At 69.9% G+C, this 15942-nt stretch carries 12 protein-coding genes; 7 read left to right on the forward strand and 5 right to left on the reverse strand.

The window, feature by feature from the left end; translation table 11 throughout:
* Positions 1-39 precede the first annotated feature (39 nt).
* From ABR737_RS33935 to ABR737_RS33955, 5 genes are all read left to right on the forward strand, one after another.
* Positions 40-528 (forward strand): DUF1453 domain-containing protein, encoded by a 489-nt coding sequence (locus tag ABR737_RS33935; protein WP_350254770.1) that lies wholly within the window; start codon positions 40-42, stop codon positions 526-528.
* A 72-nt stretch (positions 529-600) separates the two neighbouring features.
* Complete coding sequence (locus tag ABR737_RS33940; protein ID WP_502964422.1) at positions 601-1725, forward strand: sensor histidine kinase; 1125 nt, start codon at positions 601-603, stop codon at positions 1723-1725.
* On the forward strand, positions 1722-2408 hold the full coding sequence (locus tag ABR737_RS33945) for a response regulator transcription factor (RefSeq protein ID WP_350254774.1): 687 nt from the start codon (positions 1722-1724) through the stop codon (positions 2406-2408). The genes ABR737_RS33940 and ABR737_RS33945 overlap by 4 nt, the downstream gene beginning before the upstream one ends.
* Before the next feature lie 95 nt (positions 2409-2503).
* Positions 2504-3010 (forward strand): DUF485 domain-containing protein, encoded by a 507-nt coding sequence (locus tag ABR737_RS33950; protein ID WP_350254776.1) that lies wholly within the window; start codon positions 2504-2506, stop codon positions 3008-3010.
* Positions 3007-4611 (forward strand): monocarboxylic acid transporter, encoded by a 1605-nt coding sequence (locus tag ABR737_RS33955; protein ID WP_350254778.1) that lies wholly within the window; start codon positions 3007-3009, stop codon positions 4609-4611. The genes ABR737_RS33950 and ABR737_RS33955 overlap by 4 nt, the downstream gene beginning before the upstream one ends.
* A gap of 158 nt (positions 4612-4769) precedes the next feature.
* On the opposite strand, the gene ABR737_RS33960 is transcribed toward ABR737_RS33955, so the two are convergent.
* The 4 genes from ABR737_RS33960 to ABR737_RS33975 all read right to left on the reverse strand — a co-directional run bounded on the left by ABR737_RS33960 (position 4770) and on the right by ABR737_RS33975 (position 10637).
* The gene (locus ABR737_RS33960; protein WP_350254780.1) at positions 4770-5444 is read right to left on the reverse strand and encodes a DUF7342 family protein; all 675 of its coding nucleotides are present in this window, start codon (positions 5442-5444) and stop codon (positions 4770-4772) included.
* Positions 5441-7096, reverse strand: a complete 1656-nt coding sequence (locus ABR737_RS33965; RefSeq protein ID WP_350254782.1) for an ATP-binding protein — start codon at positions 7094-7096, stop codon at positions 5441-5443. Before ABR737_RS33965 ends, ABR737_RS33960 begins: the two co-directional genes overlap by 4 nt.
* A gap of 1086 nt (positions 7097-8182) precedes the next feature.
* Positions 8183-9181 (reverse strand): ferredoxin family protein, encoded by a 999-nt coding sequence (locus ABR737_RS33970; protein ID WP_350254784.1) that lies wholly within the window; start codon positions 9179-9181, stop codon positions 8183-8185.
* A 196-nt stretch (positions 9182-9377) separates the two neighbouring features.
* Positions 9378-10637, reverse strand: a complete 1260-nt coding sequence (locus ABR737_RS33975) for a citrate/2-methylcitrate synthase (protein WP_350254786.1) — start codon at positions 10635-10637, stop codon at positions 9378-9380.
* A gap of 113 nt (positions 10638-10750) precedes the next feature.
* Between ABR737_RS33975 and ABR737_RS33980 the strand changes: the two genes are divergently transcribed.
* Complete coding sequence (locus ABR737_RS33980; protein WP_350254787.1) at positions 10751-11920, forward strand: citrate synthase/methylcitrate synthase; 1170 nt, start codon at positions 10751-10753, stop codon at positions 11918-11920.
* Between the two features lie 157 nt (positions 11921-12077).
* Positions 12078-13184 carry a CobW family GTP-binding protein gene (locus tag ABR737_RS33985; RefSeq protein WP_350254788.1) on the forward strand — a complete coding sequence of 369 codons (1107 nt, stop codon included), beginning with the start codon at positions 12078-12080 and terminating at the stop codon, positions 13182-13184.
* Positions 13185-13244: 60 nt separating this feature from the next.
* Here ABR737_RS33985 and ABR737_RS33990 read toward each other — a convergent pair whose 3' ends face one another.
* Positions 13245-15692, reverse strand: coding sequence for a DNA gyrase/topoisomerase IV subunit A (locus ABR737_RS33990; protein ID WP_350254790.1), 2448 nt, complete (start codon positions 15690-15692; stop codon positions 13245-13247).
* Positions 15693-15942: the final 250 nt, after the last annotated feature.

The following is a 15942-nucleotide window of genomic DNA, read 5'->3' on the forward strand; positions in this document are numbered from 1 at the left end:
GGAACGTCGATTTTCCCGTCCCACGAAGGGCCTGAGTTCATGAGCGGCTTGCTCAACATCGTCGTGATCACCGCGGCGGTTGCATGGGTGTTCATCCGGCAGTTCACGGCTCAGCGTGTGACGTCGGAGGGCAAGAAGTGGTGGCTGATTCCGGTCGTCCTGACGGCCCTGGCGGTGCGGCAGCCCGGCCTCCTGGACCCCGGGCACCACGCGGAGTCCGCCGTCCTGCTCGGTGTGGAGATCCTTATCGGGCTGGCCTGCGGCGTCGGCTGGGCGTGGACGACGCGCATCTGGACGGACGCGGACGGCGTGGTCTGGAGCAAAGGGGGCTGGGCGGCGGCCGGCGTGTGGCTGTGCGGCATGGTGCTGCGGCTCGGTCTCATGGGCATTGCGGCGGCCATGGGGGTCCACCAGGGCAGCGCGGCCACCATGCTCTCCGTTGCGGCGATGCTGCTGACCCGGGCCGGTGTCACCACCTGGCGGGCCCAGGCCTCGCAGCAGACGTACCGTGTCCCCGTTGCGGGCTGACGACCCCGCGAGCCCTCGAAAGGACCGTACGTGCCGCTGAACTACTGGACGAGGTGGCCCCTGCGGGAGTCAATGTCCCGTGAGGGAGTCAGCGGCGCCCGGATGTGGATCGGCCGAGCGGTGCGTGTCGTGGTGCTCGCCGCCCTGGTGTGGATCACCCTGACGGGGCCGGGCTTCACCGGCTGGGGGCGGGTGGCAGCGTGCACCGGCATGGCCGTCACCGTCCTGGTCTTCCGTGGCTTCTTCCGCATGACGCTGGCGCGCCGTCTGTGGCCGTCCCTCGGGCTGTTCGCAGTACTGGTGGCGGCGGCCTACGGCTTCGACTTCGCCGGGGCGCGGGTGCCGGCGATCGTGCTGTGGTGCGCCGGTGCCGTCATCGCGTTGGAGCGTCTTCCGCTGGGCGTCGCCGTACCGTGCGCCGCTGCAGCTCTCGGCTCGTACGCAGTACTGGACCACGGCAACTGGATCGCGATCACCGCGACCACCGTGGGTCTGGCGCTGGCGGGCTATGTCGTCCGGCTGGATGCCGAGGCTCGCGGCAATGCCCAGCGGCTGCTGGCCCAGGAACGGGCTGCCCGCAGGGCGGAGGCCGAATCGGCGGCGCTCACCGAACGAGGGCGGATCGCACGCGAGATCCACGACGTCCTTGCCCACAGTCTCAGCGCGCAACTGGTGCACCTGGAGGCGGCGCGGCAGCTGATCCAGCGCAGCACCGACCTCGAGGCGGATCGTGATCAGCTCCTGGACAGGGTGGTCGCGTGCCGGGGAATGGCCCGTGAAGGGCTTGACGGTACGCGTGAGGCGCTTTCCGCGCTACGTGGGGAGGTGATCCCGGTCGAGGGCTTTCTGCGCCGCCTGGCGGCCACTGAGGGCATTCAGCTGGAGGTGGCGGGCGAGGGCCGTGCCTTGCCGGCGGAGGCGGGCCTCGCGGTCCGCAGGGTCGCCCAGGAGGCGCTGACGAACGTACGCAAGCACGCACCGGGGGCACGGGTGAAGGTGCGGCTGGAGTACGGGACGGACGGCGTAGGGCTGGAGGTGCGTGACTTCGGCGGCCGCGACAAGCCCGGCGAGCTCGGGGACAGCGGCTCCGGATACGGTCTGCTCGGGATGCGGGAGCGCGCCGAACTCCTCGGTGGAACGCTGGATTCCGGCCCCGACGAGGAGGGTTTCGTGGTGCGGCTGCGGGTGCCTGTATGACGGCACGCACTGTGACACGGGTGGTGGTCGCCGATGACCAGACGGTGGTGCGCGAGGGAATCGTGATGCTGCTGGGACTGCTGCCGGGCATCGAGGTCGTCGGATCGGCTGCGGACGGTGCGGCCGCCATCCGCCTCGTCGCCGAACTCCGTCCCGACGTCGTACTGATGGACCTGCGGATGCCACGCTGTGACGGCGTCGAGGCCACCCGGCGCATCCGTACCGAGCATCCCGGTACTCAGGTCGTGGTGCTCACCACCTATGCGGACGACGACTCGCTCTTTCCCGCACTGCAGGCCGGCGCCCGTGGCTATCTGACCAAGGACGCGGACGGCGATGAGATCGTCCGTGCCATCGACGGTGTGCTCTCGGGCGAAGCCGGTCTGTCGCCCACGATCCAGCGCAGGCTGCTGGAGCGCGTCGCGGAGCCCGTACGGTCCCTGCCGCAACCGCCGGATGTGCCGCCGGACGGCCTGACCGCCCGCGAGGTGGAGGTGCTGCGACTGGTCGCCGAGGGGCAGTCCAATCCGGAGATCGCACGGACGCTGCACGTCTCCACCGCGACGGTGAAGACCCACATCAACAATCTCTTCGCCAAAGCAGGGCTGCGGGACCGGGCCCAGGCCATCCACTACGCGTACCGCCACGGCCTGGCACAACCGCCCGGATACCCCATCACCTGATGGGGTGAAGGGTTCGGAATGAAGAGTCCCGGATCTTCCTTTCTGTCCAACCTTGGGTCGCACGGACAACAGCCCCGTGCACCAAGGAGAGTTCGGTGGACAAGCAGGACGGCCGCTCGGCCGGTGAATCAGGGGGCGTACGGCTCGACGACCCCTGGTACGACGCTCTCGCCTCCGGGTGGGGCGAGCTGGACGGCCCAGCGGAGGCAGCGGCCGAGTGGGGCAGCGGGCAGTCACCCCGGCCGGTACCGGTACCCGAGGACGAGCGGTCCGCGCCGCATGACGAGGTCTACCTCGCGGTGCAAAGAAGCGCGGCCTTCCAGGAGGTGCGCCGCCGCTACCGGCGGTTCGTCCTGCCCGGCACGGCGGTTTTCCTGGCCTGGTACCTCGCCTACGTGATCGCGGCGACCGCAGCGCCCGGCCTCATGGCCCATCGCGTCGCCGGCGCCCTGAATGTCGCGATGCTGGCCGGACTCGGCCAGTTCGCCACGACATTCCTGCTGACCTGGGCGTACGCACGCCATGCCCGGCGGCGCAGGGACAGCGCGGCGCTCGACATCCGCTGGGAAACCCAGGAGCTCACCGGAGGGAACGTACGGTGACCGACGACCACCAGACTCTTGCCTGGGTTCTGTTCAGCGTGTTCATCGCCATCACCCTGGCGATCACCACCTGGGTGAGCCGTCGCAGACACGGCTCCGCCGAAGAGTTCTACGCGGGCGGGAGGCTTTTCTCCCCGATGGAGAACGGTTTCGCCATCGCGGGGGACTACATGTCCGCCGCCTCCTTCCTCGGGATTTCCGGGCTGATCGCCCTCTTCGGTTACGACGGCCTGTTGTACTCGGTCGGCTTCCTCGTCGCGTGGCTCGTGGTTCTGTTCCTCGTCGCCGAACTGGTCCGCAACTGCGGCAGATTCACCCTCGCCGATGTCGTCGCTGCCCGGATGCGGGAACGTCCCGTCCGTGTGGCGGCCGGGGCGGCCTCCGTCACCGTGTCGGTGCTCTACCTGGTGGCGCAGATGGTCGGGGCCGGCAGTCTGGTCGCCCTGCTCCTGGGGGGCGCCGGCCAGCAGGCCCGTACCTGGATGGTGATCGGGGTCGGCGCCTTGATGGTGGTCTACGTCGCCTTCGGCGGGATGCGTGCCACAACCTGGATCCAGATCGTCAAAGCCGTGCTCCTCATGGGTGGCGCCATCGCCCTGACCGTCCTGGTACTCGTCCGGTTTCACGGCGACTTCAACGTCCTGCTGAACACCGCCGCCGAACGCAGCGGCCACGGTCGCGACTTCCTCGCACCTGGCCTCAAATACGGTGAGGACTGGGTCTCTCGGCTGGACTTCATCAGCCTCGGCATCGCGCTCGTCCTGGGCACCGCCGGGCTGCCGCACATCCTCTCCCGCTTCTACACCGTCCCGACGGCACGTTCCGCCCGTCGATCCGTCGTCTGGTCCATCGGGCTGATCGGTGGCTTCTACTTGATGACCATCGTGCTCGGCTTCGGTGCCGCGGCGGTACTCGGCAGCGACGCCGTCCGTACGTCCAATACGGCCGGCAACACCGCAGTCCCGCTGCTGGCCCTCGATCTGGGAGGCGGCGCGGGTTCGACCGGCGGCACGGTTCTCTTCGCAGTGGTGGCCGCAGTCGCGTTCGCGACCATCCTGGCCGTGGTCGCGGGCATCACGCTCGCCTCGTCGGCTTCCGTCGCGCACGACCTGTATGCCTCGCTACGGCGCCCGCGCGGCACGGCGCAGGATGCCCAGCGCGCGGAGGTGACCGTGGCGCGCATCGCAGCGGTGGCCGTCGGCGCGGTCGCGATCGGCCTCGCCCTGCTGGCCCAGGACCTCAACGTCGCCTTCCTGGTGGGCCTGGCCTTCGCAGTTGCCGCATCGGCCGATCTTCCGGCCCTGCTGTACACGCTCTTCTGGCGCCGCTTCACAACCCGGGGCGCGGTCTGGTCCGTCTATGGCGGCCTGATTCCGGCGATCACCCTGGTCGTTCTCTCACCGGTGGTCTCCGGCAGCCAGGAGTCACTTTTCCCGGGGATGGACTTTGCCTTCTTCCCGCTCGACAACCCCGGTGTCGTATCGATCCCGCTGGGCTTCCTGATGGGGTGGCTGGGAACGGTGCTCTCCCCCGAGGCCGCCGATGAGGCACGGCATGCGGAGACGGAGGTGCGGGCGCTGACAGGGGCGGGGGCGGCTTAGGCCTGTTCGACATATTCCGATACCCCCGGGGCGGGCGGCGATGGTCTGGCCCTGGAGCGGACAGGCGCCGCAGTCGCGTGTTGCATGGTTGCCACACCGAGCTGATGGGCACCGGTTTCCCGGTGCCCATCAGCTCGGTGTGGCGTTCATTTTCCCGGCTAGACCCACTCGTAGCGGTGCTCGGGGCGGCCGGTCTCGCCGTACTTGAGCGTGAGGCGCACCCGCCCGGCGCGTTCCAGGAGCTTGAGGTAGCGCTGTGCGGTCTGCCGGCTCAGCCCTGCCTGGAGGGCGACGTCCTGCGCCGACAGCGGGGCGTCCGCGGAGCGGAGCACCGAGCGCACCCGGTCGGCCGTGGCGGTGGAGTGTCCCTTCGGCAACTCAGCGGGACCCGCGTTGGCGGCTCCCAACGCTCCGAAGATCCGGTCTACTTCGGACTGCTCGGCCTGTCCGCCGCCCGCAAAGGTACGGTGCAGCGCTGCGTATCCCAGCAACTTGGAGCGCAGGCCTGCGAAGGTGAACGGTTTGACGAGGTACTGCAGCGCACCGTGGCGCATCGCGGCCTGCACGGTGGCGATGTCGCGCGCGGCCGTCACCATGATCACGTCGGTGACCAGGCCGCGCCGCCGCAGGTCGCCGACCAGTTGGAGTCCTGTTCTGTCGGGTAGGTAGTGGTCCAGAAGGATCAGATCGACGGAGTGGGTCTCAAGGGCGGCAAGGGCCTCAGCGGCCGAGTGCGCGAGGCAACTGACACGGAAGCCCTCGATCTTTGCGACGTAGGCAGCGTTGATCTTCGCGACCTGCGCATCGTCGTCCACGACCAGTACGTCGATCATCTGGCGGCCCCCGTGGAGCCGTCGGGGCGGCGAGTGCCCCCTTCGGGCTGTCTGGTGACGTGAGTGCCCGTGACTGCTTCCTGGAGGGTTGCTTCACGCGCTTCGGGAAGCTCTTCGGACAGTGCGTCGGGGACCGTCACGGTGAACACAGCTCCGCCACCGGGGCGTTCGCCCACCTCGACGCTGCCTCCGAAACGCTCGGCGAGACGCCGTACGAGCGCGAGGCCGATGCCGCGCTGCCCGTGGGCCGGCGGTTCCTTCGTCGTCCAGCCCTCGGTGAAGATCTCCCCGCGGCGCTCCTCGGGCACGCCCGGTCCGTTGTCGCTGACGCGCACGACGGCGGTGCGGCCCTCGGCGCGGACCTCCGCCTCCAACTGCGCGTCACGCTCACCCGAGGTGGCGTCCAGTGCGTTGTCGACGAGGTTGCCCAGGATGGTGACCAGACTGTGCGGGTCGACCAGGCGGTCGGGGAGGTGTGTACGGGGGGAGATGCGCAGGGAGGCGCCACGCTCGGTGGCGACCGTGGCCTTGCCCACCAGCAGGGCAGCCAGCAGCGGATCGTGGATGCGCTCGGTGACCTGCTCGGCGGTCGCGTGATGCACGCCCACGGCCTGTGTCACAAACTCCACTGCCTCCTCGTGCAGCCCGAGTTCGAGCAGGCCGAGAAGGGTGTGCAGCCGGTTGGCGTGCTCATGGTCCTGGGCACGGAGGGCATCGATGAGGCCACGGGTGCCGTCCAGCTCTCGCCCCAGCCGCTCCAGCTCCGTACGGTCGCGCAGGGTGACCACCGCACCGCCGTCGTCGGTCGGCATGTGGTTCGCCACCAGGACCCGGTGCCCGCTGACAGTCAGTAGGTCCGCCCCGGAAACGCGGCCTGCCAGGACGTCCGTCGTACGGCCGGGCGGCAGGACCGCGTCCAGGGGCCGGCCGGTGTCCTCGGCATGGAGGTCCAGGAGACGCTGCGCCTCGTCGTTCAGCAGACGGATGCGGCCGTTCTTGTCGAGGGCCAGGAACCCTTCCCGGATGCCGTGCAGCATCGCCTCCCGCTCGACGAGCAACGCGGAGATGTCGGAGAACGCCAGGTCGTGGGTACGGCGCTGGAGCCGGCGGGCGACGAGATAGGCGGCGAGCGCGCCCACGGCGAGTGCTCCGCCCGCGTAGGCGAGCAATTGGGGGACGGTGGAGAGCAGCCGTTCCTGCACGCTTTCGTACGCGATGCCGACGGAGACGGCACCGACGACCTTGCCGTCCTCGTCACGGAGCGGGACCTTGCCGCGCGCGGACCGGCCCAGTGTGCCCTCGTCGATCTGCATCACCTCCTGGCCGGAGAGCGCGACGCTCGGATCGGTCGAGACGTGGCGGCCGATCTCATCGGGGTCGGTATGGGACCAGCGGACCCCTCGCCTATCCATGATCACTACGTACTCGGCGCCGGTGGCCGCGCGAATCCGCTCCGCCTCGTGCTGTACGGGGCCATGGCGCGTCGGACGGGAGGACTCCAGGGCATCGTCAAGCCGAGGCTCGGCCGCGGTGGTCTGCGCGATGGCGAGAGCGCGGCGCATCGCCTGGTCGTCGAGCTGTGCACTGAGCGGGGCAAGGAACAGGCCGGTCGCCAGGGCTGTGACACCGGCTGCGATGGCCAGCTGCACCATCAGCACCTGGGAGAAGACCCGCCGCGGCCACCCCAGCCGCGGCCTCGTCCGGCGCGTTGCGTGGTCGGTAGGGCTGTAATCGGCCAGGGCCCGAGTGCCGGGAGCTCCCGGCCGGTGCGGTGGACCGTCAGTCGTGTGCGGGGTGCTGCGTGGCTCGCTGCCGTGGGCTCCGGAGGCTGCCTCGGTGGGAAACGGGGCGGAACCCGAGGGCTCTGCGGCGCTCGGGCGGGGGACCGACGCTTCCTTCTCGCCCATACGAACGAACAGTAAGCGTGGAGATAGGTCGGCCGGTAATCCCTGACGGAACGAATTCGGAGGGTGTCGGGGCGGCGACTCGCGAGGTGCGTCGCCCGTCGCGAGCCGCCGCAGAACGTGACGCTCACTGCTGACTGGGCCGACGGTGACGTCAATGCCGCGACTCACGGCCGCTCGTCGACTCGTCGCGCTCGGCCTCCGCTCATCCGTGCAATCGGCAGCAGGAGGGAGGCCATTGAGGTGTCGGCGTGAGTGGCTTAAGTGGCGTCTAGCCGATCGGTGGCAGAGGGCTGACTTCAGCGACGAAGGGCCCACGTCAGATACGCGTCAACGAGGCCGGGAGGCAGTCGGGAGCGGTTATCCACAGGCCTTTCGGTTGCGGATTGCGCGCGCGTAACCTCGCACGGTGAGCAGGTGGGTGGGCCTTGCGCCAGGGCGCCAACCGACCCGGCAGTACATGGTGCGCGATGGGGCGAGCGGAAGGGAGCGATCATGCGGCCGACGGGGGAGGGCAGTCATGGGATCTGGCGCAAGTCGTGGAGGAGGGAGGGACATGTGCCGCTCGGGAGGTGGGGCGCGGGCGGACGGTTCCGGCGCAGCTGGTCGGTGGGTCTGTCCTGCCGTCTCACCTGGTCGTGGAGCAGTCGCCCGCTGCTGGGTGCGGTTCGCGCGACCGGTGGGGCCGCATGTGGTCGGAGTGACTGTCGGCCTCCGGGCGGGCGGCGGATCGGTCCGTACGAGGGGCCGTGCCTGATCTCTGAGGCGGAAGCGCAGGGCTGGGGAGCGCAGGGTGATGAAGTACCCGGTGAGCGTCTTGGGGAGCCCGCCGAGTCACCTGCCGACGGCCTGGACCGTCCTGTGCGGCATGCTGCTCGCCGCGCTGATGGAGGCAATGGCCATACGCGCCGGTGGACCGAGCGGCGCACCACAGCTGGCGGGCGCCGCAGCACCATCGGCCCGCTGTTCGACGATGACCCGCCAGGCGCGGCCGTCGGAGTGCGCCACGGTGACCGCCCAGGCGGCGGTGGCTCCGGCAAGGGTCGCGCTGCCGGGCGTCAGGCTGTCGGCCGACCGCGGTTCGGGCCACACCGTGTCGGTCCGTACGACGTCGAGTGCGTCCGCCAGGTCCTCCCCGATCAGTTCACGGACCGCAAGGTCGGCGGCCTGGGCCGGCCGGTCCCAGGCCGAGCGGCCACGGGCGTGGTCCAGCGTGATCCGTCCGTCGCGCGCCGTCTCCACGGCCTCCTTGACGAGGGGGGCCGAGGCCCGTCCGTAGGCGTAGCCGTAGGGGAGGACGAAAAGGGTGGGGGAGAAGCGATGCCCCCCGATGTGGGTGACCTCCCAGGCCTCGGTTCCACCGGCGGCGAGCTCGGCGGCCAGCGGCCGACCGAGCAGGGCGCAGCAACGGTCCCGCTTGCCGTTGGTGCACACCAGGACCAGCGGCTCACCGATGTACGGCTCCCAGAGGCCGTGATGCTCTCCCGCTCCCAGGGCCGCGAAGTCCAGCCCGAGGGCCGCCTGCGGGTCGGTGATGGAGGTCGTGCGGATCCAGGAACGTCCCGGCGCGGTGTGTGCGAGGAACAGCCGCCGCCGGGAGGTGCCGTGTCGGTCGGCATGGCGTCCCGGTCGGCGGATCAGGGCGATGCGTACGCCCGTTCCCTCTGCCGCGGTTTCCAGTGCCCGGCCGACGTCAGGGTGGAGGTGGCTGTCCGTCAGTGCATGGGTGCCCCAGGGCCCCGGCTGCTCGATGAGCAGCCAGGTCCGGGCAGGGGCCGCGGTCCCGGCGAGAGATTCGGCCGATTCACGAGAAGCGGTGGCACAGGTACTCACATAGGTGAGCCTAACCTCATCTGCCCCGTGTCGGGTTCCGGGTGGGTGTGCAGTCGGGCGATGGGGAGCGGGATGACCCGGGGCGAGGGCAACTGCCCCTTCGTGTGAGCTCCGGGACGCCAGGATTCCGGCGGTCCGCGCCCGATGGTGCCGGAGTCCTCGCATCACCCTGGGGGCGCCCTGCCGCAGCTTTCCGTCACGGCAGCGGCAGCGGCAGCGGCTGCGGTGGGCGGGGGCCCTGGTAGTGACCATTCGGGCGCATACGGAGGGGTGGTTCGGCGTATTCCTCCAGGGCGTGGGCGATCCAGCCGGCGGTGCGGGCGATGGCGAAGATGGTCTCGCCTGCCTCCGTCGGCATACCTGTCGAGACGGTCAGTACGGCCAGCGCTAGATCGACATTGGCATGCAGCTCCGTGTGCCGGGCAGTGGTGGTGATCACTTGCCGGGCGGCCTGGAGGGTGGGGCGGGCCCGCGGGACGTCCTCCAGGAGGCGGAACAGGGTGCGGGCCCGGGGGTCCTCGCCCGGGTAGAGGGGGTGACCGAGACCCGGGACCCGGCGGCCGGCCCGTAGGTGGTCGGCGACCACGGCAGCAGCGCTGCCCCGGTCCCGCACCTCCACCAGCATCCGGTGGGCGAGTCCGCTCGCCGCGCCGTGCAGCACGCCGTCCAGTGCTCCGAAGCCCGCCGAGACGATCGCGTACGGATGGGCGCGGGCGGAGGCGGCGACGCGTACCGCGAACGTCGAGGCGGCGAGGTCGTGGTCGATGAGCAGGAGCAGCGCGGCGTCCAGGACGCGAAGTGCCGCGACGTCGCCGGGTTCCGCGGTCAGCCGTGACCAGAGGCGCGCGGCGAGGGGGCCGGCAGCGCTCTGCCGGGGGTCGTGCGACGGCAGCGCGTCGACGAGCGTCGGGATGAGGGTGCGGGCGGTGCCGACGACGGTGTCCTCGGACAGGTCGAATCGGAGCGGGTCGGCGGCCGCAGCGGCGATTGCGGCGACCCGTAGCCGGTCCATCGGTCCGCTGTGGGCCGGCAGTGCCATTACGGCACGGTGGGCGGCCGACAGTGCGTCCGGGGGTGCCGTGAAGCGGATGCCGGGGCGCAGCTCGCCGGTCCACAACCACTCGGCTACTTCCTCGTAGCTGTAGTGGGCGGCCAGTTCCGATGAGTCGACGCCGCGGAAGTAACAGTGGTCGCGGTCGATCAGTGTGACGCCCGTTCTGACCGCCAGCTCGCTGCCGGCGGGGGAGGGGTCGCGGCGGCCGGCACGTCGGGCGAGCGCGTCGACCTCCTTCGCGTCGAAGGTGCTGCCGCGGGCGCCCGGCTCGCGACGGCTGGTCAGCTGGCCGCGGCTGACATAGGCGTACACCGTCTCCGGCTTCACGCCCAGCCGGTCGGCTGCCTCTCGGGTGCTCAGTCGGTGCCTGCCCGTGTCCTGTGCCGTGTCTCGATCCGCCATGGGCTCACCGTATCCAGACTCATCCACATTGATTCAATCAATATTGACAATGCTTGAGTCAAGCATAGACAGTCTGATCAATATTTAGGTGAGGAAGGGCAAGGGGATCAGCAATGCCGAGTGCCGAGGCGAAGACACCGATCGATGCACCCCGTGGGCTTGCGGGCGTCATCGTTACCGAGACCCAACTGGGCGACGTCCGGGGCATCGAGGGCTTCTACCACTACCGCCAGTACTCCGCCGTCGAGCTGGCGACGGCCCGCACCTTCGAGGACGTCTGGTACCTGATGTTCCACGGGGAGCTGCCCGACGCGGCGCAGCTCGCGAACTTCAGGGCCGAGACCGCCGCTCTGCGCCCACTGCCCGCGGCCGTACGCGATGCGCTGCCCGCCCTCGCCCGTGCCGGCGTGGTCTCCGGCCCTCTTGCCGGGCTGCGCACGGCCCTGTCCCTGCTGGGTGCGACAGCCGGCTTCCGGCCCCTGTACGACATCGACGCCGGCCGCCGGCGTGCCGACGCCCTTGCCGCGTGCGCCGCCGTACCGACCCTGGTCACCGCGCTCCACCGGCTCGGCCGGGGCCTGCAGCCCGTCGAGCCCCGCCCGGATCTGAGCTACGCCGCCAACTACCTCTACATGCTCACCGGCGACGAGCCGGAGCCTGACCGGGTCCGGGCGATCGAGGCGTATCTGATCTCCACCATCGACCATGGCTTCAACGCATCGACCTTCACCGGACGCGTCATCGCCTCCACCGGCGCCGATCTCGCGGCCTGCCTGGTCGGTGCCGTCGGAGCCCTCTCCGGACCGCTGCACGGCGGTGCGCCCAGCCGAGCCCTGGACATGCTCGACGCCATCGGCACACCCGACCGCATCGACTCCTGGATCCGCGACCGCGTCCTGAGCGGGGACCGGATCATGGGTTTCGGCCACTCCGTATACCGCACCGAGGACCCGCGCTCCAGGATGCTCCGAGGCATTGCCCAGCAGATCGGTGGGCCGCTGGTGGACTTCGCTGTCCAGGTGGAGGCGAGGGTCGAAGAGCTGCTGGCCGAGCTCAAGCCCGGACGTGAGCTGCATACCAATGTGGAGCTCTACGCGGGGGTCGTCATGGAGCTGTGCGGGCTGCCGCGCGAGATGTTCACGCCCACCTTCTGCGCGGCCCGCGTGGTGGGCTGGAGCGCCAACATCCTGGAGCAGGCCGAGGATTCGAAGATCATTCGCCCCGCGGCCCGGTACGTCGGTCCGCCTCCGCCGCAGCCGCTGCCCGTCGTCGCGTCCTGCTAGCGGGGAGCGCCGTAGGCGGGTGCGGGTGCGGGTGCGGGTGCGGGTGCGGGTGCGGGGCGGGCCGGGCCGGGCTCGCGGCGCGGGCATTCCGTTACGATCGGCAGCTCGTCCGCCGCCGGTCAGCGCGGCCCGCCACCCGCACCATGGAGGCGCCCCCTTGGGCACGCAACAGATCCCGGTCGTCGTGCTCGCGGGCTTCCTCGGGTCAGGCAAGACCACGTTGCTCAACCACCTCCTCGGTAACGGCGACGGCACCCGTATCGGTGCGATCGTCAATGACTTCGGCAGCATCGAGATCGACGCCATGACCGTCGCCGGGCAGGTGGATTCGATGGTCTCGCTCGGCAACGGCTGTCTGTGCTGTGCGGTCGACACCAGCGAACTGGACACCTACCTGGAGCGGCTCGCGCGCCCCGCTGCCCGGATCGATGTGATCGTCATCGAGGCCAGCGGGCTGGCCGAGCCGCAGGAACTCATCCGGATGATCCTCGCCAGTGACAACGACCGGATCGTCTACGGCGGGCTGATCGAGGTCGTCGACGCCGCGGAGTTCGAGGACACCAGAACCCGGCATCCGGAGCTGGACCGGCATGTGGGCATCGCCGACATCGTGGTGCTCAACAAGGCCGATCGCATCGGTGACGCGGCACGGCAGCACCTCATGGACACGCTCGTGGATCTCGCTCCTGGCCGGCCCGTGCTCTGCACGGCGTACGGACGGATCGATCCCGAGCTGTTCTTCGACCACGGGCCGGGTGACGACCACGACGCGGCCGTACGCCAGCTGTCCTTCGAGGACCTGCTGCGCGAGGCCGCGGCGAACGAGGACTCCGCGCACGGCCCGGAAGGCCAGTGCGACCACCCCGGCCACACCCACGACGCAGGTCACTTCCATGCGGCCTACCAGAGCGTGGAGTTCACCTCCGTCGAGCCGATGCACCCGCGCCGCCTCATGGACTTCCTCGACAGCCGCCCCGCCGGCCTCTACCGCATCAAGGGATTCGTCCACTTCGACGTACCGGAGAACCGCCAGAAGTTCACGGTGCACGCCGTCGGTGACTTCCTGCGCTTCTACCCTGCACCGTGGCCGAAGGGCGAGGAGCGGTGCACCCAGCTCGTCATGATCGGCAGCGGCATCGACGCACCGGCCCTGCACAAGGAACTGGACAACTGCCGCGAAAGCTCACCGTCGGACGCCGACCAGAACAGCATGTGGGGCGTGCTGCGGTACGTGGCAGCGCGCGAGGACTCCGCAGACGGCTGACACCGCCGGGCCGGTCCTCCACCGGCCCGACGGCGTCACCCGCATCTGTCACGCGCCGGGTTACACCGGCCCCGCCAGCGCTGTCACCGTCTTCATCAGCGGCACACCCGAGCCGTCCCGCCGCGGGTCCACCTCCGGCATCTCGACCGGAGTGCCCTTGGCATCCGCGCCACGCACCGGAGCCGGCCCCACCCACGCCTGGATGAGCACGTCCTCACCCTTCAAGAACCGCTGGCACCGCACCCCGCCGGTCGCCCGCCCCTTGCGCGGATACTGGTCGAACGGGGTGAGCTTGGCCGTTGCCACCGAGTCGTCCAGCGTGCCGTGCGAGCCGGCGACCGTGAACACCATGGCCTCGGAGGCCGGATCGACCGCGGCGAACGCGATCACCTTTGCGCCCTCCGCCAGCTTGACGCCCGCCATGCCGCCCGCCGGCCGGCCCTGCGGCCGCACCTGCGACGCTTGATAGCGCAGCAACTGCGCCTCGCTGGTGACGAAGACCAGGTCCTCCTCACCGGTGCGCAGCTCGGCCGCGCCCACGATGCGGTCCCCGTCCTTGAGGGTGATGACCTCCAACTCCTCCTTGTGGGCGGGGTAGTCGGGCACCACCCGCTTGACGACGCCCTGCTCCGTGCCCAGCGCCAGGCCCGGCGACGACTCGTCCAGCGTCGTGAGACAGATCAGCTCCTCGCCGTCCTCCAGCGTCAGGAACTCCGCGAGCGGCGCGCCCCCGGAGAGACTGGGCGCCGTCGCGGTCTCCGGCAGGTGCGGCAGATCGATCACCGAGATCCGCAGCAGCCGTCCCAGGGACGTCACCGCGCCCACCTCGCCGCGGGTCGTCGCCGGCACCGCCGAGACGATCACATCGTGCTTGACGCGCTTGGCGTCGGCGTCGAAGGCCACGTCCCCGGCGACCGTACGCGCCAGCAGCCCCGTCGAGGACAGCAGCACCCGGCACGGGTCGTCGGAGACCTCCAGCGGTACCGCGCCGACCGAGGTGCCCGCCGACTCCAGCAGGACCGTCCGCCGGTCCGTGCCGTACTTCTTCGCGACCGCGGCCAGCTCGCCGGACACCAGCTTGCGCAGCTCGGCGTCCGACTCCAGGATCTGCGTCAGCTTCTCGATCTCGTCCTGCAGCCGGTCACGCTCCGACTCCAGCTCGATACGGTCGAACTTGGTCAGCCGGCGCAGCGGGGTGTCGAGGATGTACTGCGTCTGGATGTCACTCAACGAGAAGCGCTCGATCAGCCGCTCCTTGGCCTGTGCGCTGTTCTCGCTGGAGCGGATGAGCCGGATCACCTCGTCGATGTCCACCAGGGCCGTCAGCAGGCCCTCGACGAGGTGGAGGCGGTCGCGCCGCTTGGTCCGCCGGAACTCGCTGCGCCGCCGCACCACGTTGAAGCGGTGGTCGACGTAGACCTCCAGCAGTTCCTTGAGGCCCAGCGTCAGGGGCTGGCCGTCCACCAGCGCGACGTTGTTGATGCCGAAGGACTCCTCCATCGGCGTGAGCTTGTAGAGCTGCTCCAATACGGCCTCGGGGTTGAAGCCGTTCTTGACCTCGATCACCAGCCGCAGGCCGTGCTCGCGGTCGGTGAGGTCCTTGACGTCCGCGATGCCCTGGAGCTTCTTCGAACCGACCAGGTCCTTGATCTTGGAGATGACCTTTTCGGGGCCGACCGTGAAGGGGAGTTCGGTGACGACCAGACCCTTGCGGCGGGCGGTGACGTTCTCCACCGCGACCGTCGCGCGGATCTTGAACGTGCCGCGGCCCTTCTCGTACGCGTCCCGTACGCCGCCGAGGCCCACGATCCGGCCGCCCGTCGGCAGGTCCGGACCCGGCACGAAGCGCATCAGGGTGTCGAGATCGGCGTTCGGATGCTTGATCAGATGGCGGGCCGCGGCGATGACCTCGCCCAGGTTGTGCGGCGGCATGTTCGTCGCCATACCGACGGCGATGCCGGACGCGCCGTTGACCAGGAGGTTCGGATACGCGGCAGGGAGGGCGGCCGGTTCCTGCTCCTGGCCGTCGTAGTTCGGCGCGAAGTCGACGGTGTCCTCTTCGATGGACTCCGTCATCAGGGACGTCGCGGACGCCATCCGGCACTCGGTGTACCGCATCGCGGCGGGCGGGTCGTCATTGCCCAGCGAACCGAAGTTGCCGTGACCGTCGACGAGCGGCAGCCGCATCGAGAACGGCTGCGCCATACGCACCAGGGCGTCGTAGATCGACGCGTCGCCGTGCGGATGGAGCTTACCCATCACCTCGCCGACGACGCGGGCGCACTTGACGTAACCGCGATCGGGCCGGAGCCCCATCTCGTTCATCTGGTACAGGATGCGGCGGTGCACCGGCTTGAGACCGTCGCGGGCGTCCGGCAGGGCGCGCGAGTAGATGACCGAATACGCGTACTCGAGGAAGGAACCCTGCATCTCGTCGACGACGTCGATGTCGAGGATCCTCTCCTCGAAGTCGTCCGGCGGCGGGGTCTTCGTGCTGCGGCGGGCCATCGCGGCTGCGGCTCCTTCTGCTGCGTCTACTGCCGATGCCGGGGAGGCGGCATCGAACAACGGTCAACCAGTCGGGTCAACCAGCTGAGGGATCGACCCGCGAGTATGTCTGAGTCTGACGCGGACCATTGTGGACCGCCCCACTGACAACGCCGACCGCGACTCCCCTTTCAGCTCCCTGCGGGTCGCGCACGGCACACGTCCCGGGCCGGCCGCCCGGTGACTTCGCCAGATGCCGACGCGCTTGCAT

Origin of the sequence: Streptomyces sp. Edi2 (genome assembly GCF_040253635.1) — a bacterium.
Lineage (GTDB): Bacteria > Actinomycetota > Actinomycetes > Streptomycetales > Streptomycetaceae > Streptomyces.

Coding starts and splice junctions, on each gene's coding strand:
- ABR737_RS33935 (WP_350254770.1), top strand. CDS start 40: ATGAGCGGCTTGCTCAACATCGTCGTGATCACCGCGGCGGTTGCATGG.
- ABR737_RS33940 (WP_502964422.1), top strand. CDS start 601: ATGTCCCGTGAGGGAGTCAGCGGCGCCCGGATGTGGATCGGCCGAGCG.
- ABR737_RS33945 (WP_350254774.1), top strand. CDS start 1,722: ATGACGGCACGCACTGTGACACGGGTGGTGGTCGCCGATGACCAGACG.
- ABR737_RS33960 (WP_350254780.1), bottom strand. CDS start 5,444: ATGATCGACGTACTGGTCGTGGACGACGATGCGCAGGTCGCGAAGATC.
- ABR737_RS33965 (WP_350254782.1), bottom strand. CDS start 7,096: ATGGTGCAGCTGGCCATCGCAGCCGGTGTCACAGCCCTGGCGACCGGC.
- ABR737_RS33975 (WP_350254786.1), bottom strand. CDS start 10,637: ATGGCGGATCGAGACACGGCACAGGACACGGGCAGGCACCGACTGAGC.
- ABR737_RS33980 (WP_350254787.1), top strand. CDS start 10,751: ATGCCGAGTGCCGAGGCGAAGACACCGATCGATGCACCCCGTGGGCTT.
- ABR737_RS33990 (WP_350254790.1), bottom strand. CDS start 15,692: ATGGCCCGCCGCAGCACGAAGACCCCGCCGCCGGACGACTTCGAGGAG.